The organism is Okeania sp. (genome assembly GCF_983059655.1).
The window spans coordinates 1-12,122 of the sequence record NZ_CEZPJD010000171.1 but is presented as its reverse complement, the minus strand read 5'-3'; the positions used below and the strand labels follow the sequence as shown (position 1 = coordinate 12,122).

General features: G+C 36.4%; 7 protein-coding genes. 5 read left to right on the top strand and 2 right to left on the bottom strand.

The features are described from left to right. Positions 1 to 647 precede the first annotated feature (647 nt). The 4 genes from AC3DU7_RS11970 to rnc all read left to right on the top strand — a co-directional run bounded on the left by AC3DU7_RS11970 (position 648) and on the right by rnc (position 5,542). Positions 648 to 1,640: a LysR family transcriptional regulator gene (locus AC3DU7_RS11970; protein WP_488039574.1), complete on the top strand. Its 993-nt coding sequence runs from the start codon at positions 648 to 650 to the stop codon at positions 1,638 to 1,640. Between the two features lie 455 nt (positions 1,641 to 2,095). Next, positions 2,096 to 3,154, top strand: a complete 1,059-nt coding sequence (locus AC3DU7_RS11965) for an anthranilate phosphoribosyltransferase family protein (RefSeq protein ID WP_488039573.1) — start codon at positions 2,096 to 2,098, stop codon at positions 3,152 to 3,154. 325 nt (positions 3,155 to 3,479) lie between these two features. Continuing rightward, positions 3,480 to 4,085, top strand: coding sequence for a hypothetical protein (locus AC3DU7_RS11960; RefSeq protein WP_488039572.1), 606 nt, complete (start codon positions 3,480 to 3,482; stop codon positions 4,083 to 4,085). 719 nt (positions 4,086 to 4,804) lie between these two features. Beyond that, complete coding sequence (rnc, locus tag AC3DU7_RS11955; protein WP_488039571.1) at positions 4,805 to 5,542, top strand: ribonuclease III; 738 nt, start codon at positions 4,805 to 4,807, stop codon at positions 5,540 to 5,542. A gap of 681 nt (positions 5,543 to 6,223) precedes the next feature. On the opposite strand, the gene AC3DU7_RS11950 is transcribed toward rnc, so the two are convergent. Beyond that, positions 6,224 to 6,943, bottom strand: a complete 720-nt coding sequence (locus AC3DU7_RS11950) for a hypothetical protein (protein ID WP_488039570.1) — start codon at positions 6,941 to 6,943, stop codon at positions 6,224 to 6,226. Positions 6,944 to 7,611: 668 nt separating this feature from the next. Next, the gene (locus AC3DU7_RS11945) at positions 7,612 to 8,565 is read right to left on the bottom strand and encodes an N-acetylglucosamine kinase (RefSeq protein ID WP_488039569.1); all 954 of its coding nucleotides are present in this window, start codon (positions 8,563 to 8,565) and stop codon (positions 7,612 to 7,614) included. A 2,275-nt stretch (positions 8,566 to 10,840) separates the two neighbouring features. On the opposite strand from AC3DU7_RS11945, the gene AC3DU7_RS11940 reads away from it, so the two are divergent. Then, positions 10,841 to 11,908, top strand: coding sequence for an RNA-guided endonuclease InsQ/TnpB family protein (locus AC3DU7_RS11940; protein ID WP_488039568.1), 1,068 nt, complete (start codon positions 10,841 to 10,843; stop codon positions 11,906 to 11,908). The last annotated feature ends 214 nt before the right edge of the window (positions 11,909 to 12,122 follow it).

The window sequence follows — 12,122 nt, the reverse complement described above, 5'->3', positions numbered from 1 at the left end:
ACGACAGACTGTTCCATTAAGTATTACCTTCGACCATGCAAATACAGATCCCTATGTGTTGAACAAGCTCATGCAAACCTATCAAAATTTGTTGATAACAATTTAATTTAACTCAAGGAAAAAATGCTGAAAAAGGCTGTAATTTACAGCGCTTTTCATTTGAGTAGACCACAAAATTATTTTTGGCACTTAGAGCAGGGAGTAGGGAGTAGGGAGTAGAAAAATGCTTTTGGCTTACCCATACTAACTGTAGTCTATACCATGTGAAAAGCGCTATAATACCAATTCCCAAAAATAATGCTAGACTTCCGATGCGACTTCAGTTATTAAGTAGTAATAATGATTCAGTAATGTTTGTAAAGATTATCGGCATTAATTCAAAATATCTTATGCCTTTAAACCCTACTCCCTACTCCAATACCCCTCCTTTTAAGGCGAAATATTTTTGGAGCCTTGCTCAAATCCCCTACTTCCCCTCCACCGGAGGGGTTAGGGGTGGGTTAACTTCTGACTTCTGACTTCGTAAACAGTACCTCTGGCTTTATCTGTTCCAATTCATTTTGAGAAGCTGTATCGTAGTCTACCGAATCAAAAAAGTCAATCTGCTATAGTAGTAAATTCGTAAATATTAGTTGAATCAAAACTCTATGCGCTTAGAGCAGTTGCAAGCATTTCTTTGTGTTGCAGAAACGGGTAGCTTTCAACAAGCAGCGCGAATATGTAACGTCACTCAATCAACAGTTAGCCGACAAGTACAAGCTCTAGAAAATCAAGTGGGTACTCCCCTATTTCACCGTAGCAGCCAAGCCAAACTCACTCTAGCAGGAGAATGTTTATGGCCTTACGCTAAAAAAATTTGCCAAGCTTGGGAAAATGCTACCCAAGAAATAACAGAAATGCTTGCCGGAAAACAAGCAGAACTTTGTGTTGCAGCTATTCACTCTGTTTGTGCTGCTTACCTCCCCCCAGTTTTGCAAAGATTTTCTCGCCACTATCCAGAAGTAAAATTGCGGGTAACTGCTCTAGGAAGCGATCGCACGATCAAAGTTCTCAAAGATGGTTTAGTAGATATAGCAATAGTAATGAATAACCGCTTATTCACTACCAGTCCAGAAATGGTAGTAGATGTTCTCTACACTGAACGGATAGAAGTATTAATGGCAGCTAACCATCCCCTCGCAAAATACGAACAAATACCCTGGAGTGAACTTATTCGCTATCCTCAAGTAGTCTTCAAAGATGGCTATGGAATGCAAAGATTAGTTAAAGAGCAATTCGAGCGACTAGGGGCAAAACTCAATGCAGTATTAGAATTAAATACTCTTGATGCCTTCCGAGGAGTAGTACGACAAGGAAATTTAATTGCTCTGTTACCTCATTCAGCTTTAATAGATACAAATCTTGACTCCACCCTTGCCATCAAAAAAATAGGAGTAACTCCGACTACTTCTAAGGTGTCATCAATAAAAGATTCTGTTTGGAGTCGTGAGGTGGTAGTGGTAACAACTAGCGATCGAATAGAAATTCCCCCGATTAAATATTTCTGGGAGCTAGTAAAGGAATTAATTCCAAAGCAAGTTAATCAAACCACAACATTGAAGAAGTCAGTAGCCAGGAGTCAGCAGTTAGGAGAATGCTAGATTTGGGGTTTAATATCATGTCCGGATAATCAGTTATAAAAAAACCTTCTCCTTTTGAACTTTTCTTTCCCTTCTGCCTTTCTTGGTGCGCATTCCCTCCTCCAAAGTATAACTATTCAACCGGACATGATCTAAATGTTAACGTTAGTTAGTATTGACATTACGGGTGACAGTGGAGTATTAAACTCACTCAACAGGAATTGGCGCTGCTGAATTTAGTGTATGATATTAATTTTAATTACTGAGTACTCAGGAAGACCTCCTCAGGAGGAAAAAAAGAAGAAAAAAGAGGAATAGAAGGAGAAATTTTTTTGATTGCTGGCGCACAACTATACTTAATGTCTAAGAGGAACAGATTTCTATTGCGCTCTTATCCGGACGTGATATCATACCTCAAATCACCAACCCTTAAGAATCAAAAAATAAATAGCTAATTAACCAGAGAGATAAATTAAATGAGCGATCGCTTTCGAGAATTAATCAGAAACATTGGTAGTGGACCCCATACAGGGAAAAATTTAACCCGCCAAGAGGCAGCAGCAGCAATGCGGATGATGTTGTTGAAAGAAGCAAAACCAGTCCAGATCGGCGCTTTTTTAATTGCTCATCGCATTAAACGCCCGACTGGAGATGAATTGGCAGGAATGTTAGATAGTTATTACGAATTGGGGCCAAAACTGCAAAGCCAACTATCGATGGATGTAGTAACAGTATTAGGTTGTCCTTATGATGGGCGATCGCGTACTGCACCTGTCACCCCACTTACAGCTTTAATTTTGGCAACAGCAGGGGTGTTTGTTGTGATGCATGGTGGAGCGCGGATGCCGACAAAAGAAGGAGTACCTTTTATTGATATTTGGCAAGGGTTAGGTGTTGAATGGGGGAAACTATCGCTGGCACAGGTGCAACAAGTATTTGAACAGACTGGTTTAGGCTTTGTTTATCTACCGACACATTTTCCCCAGGCAGATGCTTTAGTTGAATATCGTCGAGATATTGGTAAACGACCGCCTCTAGCAACAATGGAATTAATTTGGGTCCCTTTTGCAGGAAAAGTTCATCTGGCCGCTGGATATGTTCATCCTCCTACAGAAGGTATGTTTCAAGGAGCATTGGAGTTACGAGGCGTAAAAAATTATACAACGGTTAAAGGATTAGAAGGAAGTTGCGACTTGCCTCGCGACCGGACAGCTATTATTGGAGTATTGATGCCATCTGGAAACTCTACCACATTTGAACGTCTCTTGTTGCATCCGAGTGACTATGGTTGTGGAGGAAAGGAGGTATCATTAGACTCAACTACGGAGTTAGTAGGGCAAATGCAAGAAGTTTTGCAAGGTAAAGTAAGTAAATTAATGTCAGCAGTTATTTGGAATGGAGGTTTTTATTTATGGCGTTGTGGGGTTTGCTCTAGTATTCACGAAGGTTTATCTAAGGCGGAAAGTTTATTAAGTAGTGGTGAAGTAGAGGAGAAGTTGAGAGAAATTCAAGCTAAAGTTAATGTAAAACTATAGTAATACCAATTCACTTTTCAGATATCACAAATAGTTTCAAACCCCATATCTGAAATAATTTTCTGAAATTACTGTGGTATCAAAGTTTCGAGTCTATAAAATCTTACTCTTGACTTTTGAGTGACTTGAGTGCGTCTTACATTCTGGAGGGGCTGTGTGCGGAATTACTTCCGCACTTTATACGCCCCGTAGGGGGCCTCAGAATTACGCACTCGATGCCTGACTTTTAACTTCCGTGAAATGGTATAAGTAATATCATGTCCGGTTTACTCATGAATAATATCATGTTCGGATAAAATGCTTTAAAACAGTTAAGCTTAATATTATGAAATCATCCTTAATTGTGATAATTTATAGTATAGTTACAATTCTATCTTTTACATCAAACTTGAATGCAATAGCAGCTATATATCCACCATTAAAACATCTATCAGAATTGACAGATACTAATACTCTTTATCTTGCTAATAGCTGGTATAAATATACAGCTAAAGATAATTCTTATACAGTTTTTTTTCCTGGTCAACCAGAAGAAGAAAATTTATCTGCTGATACTTCTTTGGGAAAACTTAATGCCTTATTAGTTTTCTATCAATACCCAGAAAAACAACGATTTTTTTCTGTTTCTAGCATCAAATATCCAGTTGATTCTAGTCAATATAATGTTGAAAAAGGTTTAAATGGAGCGCGAGATGGAGCAGCAATTAATTCTAATTCGATAATAATTAGTGAAAAGAAGATTAGCTATCAAGAATTTCCAGGTAGAGAAATAATTTTACAGTCAAAAGTAAAACCAGATTTAAGATTACTCTTAAGAATATTTATCGATCCTAGCGGACCAAAATTATATAGCTTACAAGTAGTTGCTGAAGATGGAAATTTAGATTTTCCAGAGGCTAAAGCTTTTTTAGATTCTTTTGTTATTAAGTAGGGAGTTCGAGAATTGGTTAAATGCTTAAAATAAGGAAAAGTGTTACTTTTTATTTTCATATATAAATATCATAATTTGTAAACTGTAAGTTGTAAATTGTCAATACTTGAACAACCATCCTTCAATTTTTTTTTGACGAAGACCCGATCGCGTAATTTATGAAAAATATAGGTCATATCATGTTCGGATAATCAGTTATAAAAAACCATTACTCTTTGAACCTCTCTTTCCCTTCTGCCCTCTGCCTTCCTTTCTCCAAAGTGTAAGTATTTAAACGAACATGATATCATACAGCAACTAAAATACTACTTTAGTCCTTGATGTGTAGTATGTAAATATGCCAGCGCACATTGCTATATAGTCATTTAACTTTAGATTGAGACAAAGCTTTCTTGCTATGAGGGAGTTTCAGACGAAAAAACGTCTCATCTTTAAGTTAAACTACTATATATCAACCTTGTGTGAAGTGGCACAGAATTATGAAATTTATTAACTTGTCTATCTCGATCTACAGTATACCTCGATCGATGTATTATTCTATGCAGCTTCATATTAATTTGGTATAAATCTAATAGTAACAAATATTTCATTGCACTAAAATTAGTAAAGCAGGAAGTAGGGAATAGGGAGAGTCCAAAAATTGGATAATCTATTTTTTACTATTCCTTAACCCTAAAAGTAAACAAATAAACTGGGAGATACCAAAACCATCCAATACAATGACTCAAATATATCATCCTCGCCAAAAGCAACTTAAATCTCTAGTAGAAAAATTATCCATACCTCAGCAAGCAGCTATTAAATGGAATTTACTAGATTTGGCTTTAACCCATTCTACAGTTTCCTCAACAAATAACTATGAACAGTTAGAATTTGTAGGAGATGCAGTAGTTCGACTGGTTGCAGCAGAGTTACTATTTGAAAAATATTCAAATTATCCAGTAGGAGAATTTGCCGCCATTCGTTCGATTTTGGTGAGCGATCGCTCTCTCGCACAAATTGCAAATAAATATGGGTGGAGTCGTTATTTACTGGTATCTAAAAGTGCAGCAGGAGATCGAGCTGGAGAAGAATCACGAATAGCAGATTCTTTTGAAGCTGTTTTAGCTGCTCTTTATTTAAGCACCAATAGTTTAGAATTAATTCGCCCTTGGTTAGACTCTCACTTTGAAGTCTTGATTACAGAAATTCGCAGCGATCCAGCCAGACAAAATTATAAAGCAGCTCTCCAAGAATGGACTCAAGGTCATTATAAAACACTGCCAAATTATCAGGTTGAGGAAACTAATAAGATTCATGGCGATCGTGGACGTTTCTTTGCAGAAGTTTGGTTTAAAGGCAAGAAACTTGGCATGGGTAAGGGACCATCAATTAAAGCTGCGGAACAAGCTGCAGCTAAATCTGCTCTGAATAAATTAAAAGCTCACAGTTTTGAGCAGTTAGACGATCTACTTTAGTACCTCAGATATAATGTTTTTCATGGTAGTTAATACTCACCTGTTTTTCAAAACAGGTTAATAATAACCCTGATAGGCTTTGAATTGTTATTAGCAGTCAAATTAAATCTATTTAATTGCACATAGATTCTAATTTAGATAATAGGGAATGGTAGAATTTCTGGCAATACTAAACGTTTCAGGGTTTAGCATCTTGATATTTACTACTGAATTGAAGCGAGGTTGTTCAACCAGATTTAATATCCAGGTCTAATACAATATCATACCTGATGGGATACTTAATACCAAATCTCAAAAAGTTTGCTATGTATAGCGCTGCATGCAGGCAACAGGCAATAATGGGAATAAAAAACTTGTAATATAAGATTTTTAGCTATTGGACACCTCCCGCAATTTGTAAAGCAAGCCAGCGCACATTGCTATATCTTTGTACTTAGGCATATTAGAGATATGGGAAGTAAAGAGTAGCGGTATGATAATCAAACATAGCATTACTATTGAGAAATAGATATAGATAGGTAAATATATTCTGTATAGATAAGATCGGCTTTTTGATCGATCAATTATCGGGACTCGATATCAATCAAGTTGCATAAAGCTAATGCACATTGAATTTAGTATAACTATTACTCATGCCATTTGGATGAATATTTTGCTGTAAATCTTAATTCTTTATGTAAATTAACGCAATGCAAAATCAGACCGTAATCTCAAGTCTAAATCTTCCTCTGGATAAATCACGACGACTTCAGCTTTTTCTCGACCCAATAATACTCCAGCTAAAGCACCCAACCCAGCACCAGCTAATACTCTTTCTGTCGCAATTACTTTATCCCCAGTAATGCCAGATAGTAAAGTAGCAGCAGCACCACCCACAGCGGCACCCTTCAAAATATCTCCAGCATCAGCACCCTTTCGGATTCTTTCAGTATCGGTAACTACCCGAGAAATAGCGTCAAAACGAAACCTTCTGCGACCGCGGATAATTAACTGCTCGGCAAAAAATTGAGTACCATCTGAAACAGGTTGTAGTTGACCTTCTATAAGGCTGCCAAAGGGTATAATTACTCTTCCTTGAGCATCTCGAATATCTTGTGCTACTGTTAACCTTAATCTCATAGATTCATCTGGACTCAGGACTATTTTTTCTGCTTCCTCATATTCCACAGGGATAAGTGTTCCTGCTGGTATTCGTGCTAGAGAAAACGATCTTCGTTGGTTATTAGGAAATTGCCTTTGTTGGTTATTAGAAAATTGCTCTTGTTGGTTCCCAATAAACGTTCTTCGCCGATAAAATTGAGCCATAGCAGGATTTGAAATTAGAGGTGTTGCTGTGGCTAATGTCATACCTAAAGCTAATAGTAAAGAAGTTCCAAAACGGCTTTTTTTTGAATTAAACATAGGTAATATTCTCCAAATAGAAAGTTTTCAGTAGTGTCATTTCAGTTATCAGTACCTCAAATCTAAAGCAGGAAGCTTGAGACTAGAAATTTTCGGATAAATATCTGATTAGGTATAGCAGTGCAACCTTAGTTATTTAGGGTTTGCTGAAAAAGTCTGAGTGGAAAGGAGTCAGGAGACAGGAGAAATGGGAATTTACAGGAGGTAGGAGTAAAAATTGTTCCTTAATTTTTATACCCAAATCTTGACCAAAATCCGCTCATTTTTGAACTATTACCACTTATAGCAATGTGCGCTGGCTTGCTTTACAAATTTCAGGAACTGTCCAATAACTAAAAGTTTTATATAATAAGCTTTTTATCCCCCCTACTGCCTCTGTTGGTCAGCATTCCCTCACAGGAGTCGGCGTTCCGCAAGCGAGCTGTCGGCGGCGCGGGGTCCGACCGCTTGCGCCTAGCGGCGGCGCGGGGTCTGACCGCTATTGCCTACTGCCAAATGAGCTGCGCACAGCGCTATAAAACCTCGAACTTTTTGATACTTAAAAATGCTAAAGCCTTTACCTATAAAGACTTTTAGGTTTAATCAGCAAGCCCTATTTAAATTTTTAAGGTCAGGGAAAATTACTAAAATTTTTATATAACAATAGTTTTTGATTCCCGGTCTTTTGCCTACATAGCAATAGCTTTCAAGGCTAAAATTCCTGCACCATAAGCAGGTTGATGTCGAGGCAAGATAATTTTTGCAGCAGGAGCAACCTCTATGATAGAATTTTCAAATTGACTGCGAAAATTAATCATACTCTTCCAGACATTTCCAATAGTAACAACCTCAAAATTTTCGTGAGGCTGAAATAAGGTAGATATCACAATTTTTGTAGCTCTGCTTAACTCCTCTACAGCATCGTTGATAATTTTCTTAGCAACCTTATCTCCCTTATCTGCGGCTGTGGAGACAATAGGGGAAAGTGCTGCTATCTGTGTTGGACCCCATCCGCGACGATAGACTACTTCTATTAGACCCTCAATATTTTTGAGGCCCAGATATGCTTGAAAATCTTTAGTTAAAGCTGTGGGTAATTCACGTCCATCATAACTTTTCAAAGCTGCCTGTAAACCTCTAATAGCTATATGATAACCACTACCTTCATCTCCCAACAGATAGCCCCAACCACCAACTCGTTTAGTTAATCCCTGACTATTTTGGCCGAATATTTGAGAGCCTGTACCGGCCATAGCAACAATACCTACGGAATGACCAATACCACCAACCAGAGCGATCGGGCTGTCGCTACAAATAATTATTGTATTTGGCTGCAAATCCCATCTTATCGGAAGATTAGTAATAATTTCTTGAATTAAATTTTCTACTACTCGAATATCTTCCGGTCTTCCTACTCCTGCTAAACCAAGACAAATTCCAGAAATTGGTTGATGACTATTACTATTAGTAACTGCTTGAATAATAGCAGTTTGAATCGAATTTTTTGCTATTTCAATTCCCACACTTTGATAATTTGACGGACCGCTTTTACTACTACCAATAATTTGATAATTTTCATCCATTAAAATGGCTTCTGTCTTGGTGCCACCGCCATCAATTCCTAAAACATTTACTTTTTTCATATTCTATAATTATTGTCTATCCAGTTTAGAAGTAGGAAAAGTTTTGGGATTAAAAAAAATTATTCCCACTAGATAAAAATTATCACAAATATAGCAATATGATTTGAGTTGTGAGATATTGAAAACTTTTAGGGAACAGGGAACAGAGAAGAAGAAAAAAATGTATCATCTAAATATAATAGTTCCTATATTCTATACTTTTAAGGAACATCTCAATTCTCACAACTGATTCCTGATTGCTATATTAAGAAGCATTCAGCAGTCAGCTATCAGCTATTACAGCACTTTTTAGGATAGTGAGGTACAGTTTATTAATTCTCTGTTGCCTTTCGGAGCTGTTGCCTAAAGTCCTAAAATTTTGTACCTCACTAACTCCGAAACTGCTGTAATATGTTGTCTTTGGCTTAATCATAAAACTGAAAACTATAATTTAAGAGACTCCAGTGATTGAGGCAATCCTTATAAAGTTTCACGTAATTCAGAAATCAGAAGTAAGATTTAAATAGCTTAAAAGTTGGATTACACAATAATTTTAGGTTCTTATTTCACATCATCAATTGCTAACTATTTGTGACATTTTTAAAGTTAATTGGTCTTCTTTTCCTAATATAGCGTTTCTCAAGTTACTGAGGTGTAGTTGCTTTTCTTCTTTTTTATTCTCTATTTCCTACTTCCTAAAATAAACAAATACTGATAACTGATATGGTAGTCGAAGCAAAGGTTAGGACAGATCAAAAGCTTAAAACTCAGAGAAAGTAAAACTTTTCCTTCTTTCTTCTGCTATAACTAATAACTAATAACTGATTTATAAGACTATAAAATTAGTTTACATTAATCTAAATTATATTTAATTGATTAATTTATTTATAATTTAAATTGATTTTGGCAAAAAAAGTTCAAATGAGCTATCGAAGACCAAATTTTAGGGAAAAATCACGATTTCACGCCTGTATTAGCAATCTTTTCATAAACGCTACAAGTCTTGATGTGTAATAAATACAGGATTTTTGCTTATCAGTCAATTTTGATGTATATTGATAACAAGTTATTAGCTCTGCTTAGGTGCTTATTAAAATGAAGTAGGTAATTAATAAGTGGGAGTGCGATCGCAAAATGCTATTGAGAAGATTGATAATTATTTATTCTTTTTCTTTCCATTTCATATTCAGGACTATGCACGAGGCACGAAAAAGTAACGCTTGAGATTGTTTCCATGCCGGTTGCTTCGGACGGAAATATGTTCTACTGCGTAAGCCTTAATATTGATAAAAATTTCGACTATAAAAACGACTGAATGATATAAGTAGAGCTTGCTGAATAAATCTAAAAGTCTTTCCAGATAAATATTTTAGCCTTTAATGATCTTGAAAAAGTACCTGGTTTTTAGCTCTAATTGCTCAAAAAGGAGCGTATTTTGGGCAAAATCTGGAAAGAACAATCTTGGGACGATCCTTCTGACTACCTCTTCTATAATTCCCATTTCTCCTCAATTCTGGATTCTGGATTCTGGCTCCTACCCTTACCACTCATACTTTTTCAGCAAACCCTAAGTACCAAAATCTATTCAGCCTTCCTGATATGCAGTTTCATTTCAATTTTGTATGAGACTTATTGCTATTCCAGATGATAAATCTTAGACTAGAAAATGTTTTTCCAACTATCCCCTGTTCCCTGCTATAGCAATCAGGAATGAGTTGTGAGAATTGAGGTGTTCCTTAAAAGTGTAAAATATAGCAATTATTATATTCAGATGATACGTTTTTTCTTCTTCTCTGTTCCCAGCTCCGGTGTTCCCAGCTCCGGTGTTCCCTGTTCCCTAAAAGTTTCCAATATCTCACAACTCAAATCATATTGCTATATATAATTAAACTTCCCCCGTACAAATGTACTATGATTTCCCTTAAAAGTATTGATATAAGGGCTTTCAGCCTTCCTGTCTCTTAGAACAGTATATGGGTAGAAAAAATATGTTTTGACTTATGAATAGCTATCGTCATATAACAAATACACATAAATAAGATAGTTCAGAACACTCCACTGGTAAAGCCTCAGAGCTATTGTACCTAGTAATGGGTAGTTAAAAAATTGCCTTTAACTACCTCTAGGCGATCATTTCAAGCTTTTTCTTAGGGGGGCTATCAACAGTATTCAAATAATTGGACAAAGTTAAACACAATTAGACAAATACTCTGTGGTATACTAAATTTATGTCTAACTTATTAACCATATATGAAACAGCACAACTGCGCGCTTAGTGCCAACAAAAACAATAATCATGAAATCTTTTAAGACTAAGCTCAAACTTAACAACCAACAAAAAACAATACTTGCCAAACACGCAGGAGTAGCTCGTCATGCTTATAATTGGGGATTAGCAACTTGCATAAAAGAGTACGAAGAAACTAAAAAACGCCCAAGCGCCATCACCCTGCATAAACGTTTAGTAGCCGAAGTCAAATCAATTAATCCCTGGTACTATGAGGTATCTAAATGTGCCCCTCAACAAGCATTAAGAGATTTAGAAAGGGCATTTAAAAACTTTCTAACTATTCCGAGCCGTGGATTCCCAAAATTTAAGAAAAAAGGTAGAAAAGACAGCTTTTACTTAGAAGGAAGTATTAAGATTTTCCAAGGAAACTACATACAATTACCCAGAATAGGAATAGTAAAAACATACGAAATCTTACCCTCTTACAGAGTAAAAAACGTCACCATATCAAAAAAAGCAGATAGTTGGTACATCAGTTTTAAATATAATTTTGAATCCTATCCAACAGAAAAAGTAGGAGAAACTATAGGTGTAGACATAGGCATAAATACATTAGCAACCTGTTCTGATGGCAGCAAATTTGCTAACGTCAAAGCCTATAGACAAACCAAAAAACGATTAGTTCGTCATCAACGGGCAGTCAGCAAAAAAGTTATTGGTTCCAAAAACAGACGCAAAGCAGTAAAAAAACTAGCAAAGGTTCACAAAAAAGTAGCTGATATCAGAGCAGATGCACTACATAAACTCACTTCATGGTTAGCTAAAAACCACAGCACCATAGTAATTGAGGATTTGAATGTCAGTGGAATGCTCAAAAATCACAAATTAGCAAGTGCTATTGCTGATTGTGGATTTTATGAATTTAAACGTCAACTTACATACAAATGTGAATGGTACGGCAGTGAATTAGTAATAGCGGATAGGTATTATCCAAGTTCTCAAATATGTTCAAATTGTGGGCATCAACAGAAAATGCCATTGCACTTGAGAACTTATGAATGTAGTGAATGCGGTTTTGAAACTGACAGAGATTTTAATGCTGCTGTCAACCTGAAAAACTATGTGTATCAGTAGCTTGAGTCAAGAGCGAATTGAAGCCTGTGGAGAAGATAAGTTACAGACTGCGGTCAGTGGTCTTCAGTGTTTGCGCAGCATTGCGGAACGCAAAGCAGGAAGCTAGCTCCAAAGCTCATGCAATCATTCATGGGTAAGTTTGGGTAAGTTTAGTAGAACGGAAATTCAGATATAAAAACGGCTGAATAAGTACCAAAACCTATTCAGCCATGGA

Excerpts from the sequence above, each read along its gene's own strand:
- AC3DU7_RS11965 (WP_488039573.1), top strand. The coding sequence starts at position 2,096 with ATGAGCGATCGCTTTCGAGAATTAATCAGAAACATTGGTAGTGGACCC.
- rnc (WP_488039571.1), top strand. The coding sequence starts at position 4,805 with ATGACTCAAATATATCATCCTCGCCAAAAGCAACTTAAATCTCTAGTA.
- AC3DU7_RS11960 (WP_488039572.1), top strand. The coding sequence starts at position 3,480 with ATGAAATCATCCTTAATTGTGATAATTTATAGTATAGTTACAATTCTA.
- AC3DU7_RS11950 (WP_488039570.1), bottom strand. The coding sequence starts at position 6,943 with ATGTTTAATTCAAAAAAAAGCCGTTTTGGAACTTCTTTACTATTAGCT.
- AC3DU7_RS11940 (WP_488039568.1), top strand. The coding sequence starts at position 10,841 with ATGAAATCTTTTAAGACTAAGCTCAAACTTAACAACCAACAAAAAACA.
- AC3DU7_RS11970 (WP_488039574.1), top strand. The coding sequence starts at position 648 with ATGCGCTTAGAGCAGTTGCAAGCATTTCTTTGTGTTGCAGAAACGGGT.
- AC3DU7_RS11945 (WP_488039569.1), bottom strand. The coding sequence starts at position 8,565 with ATGAAAAAAGTAAATGTTTTAGGAATTGATGGCGGTGGCACCAAGACA.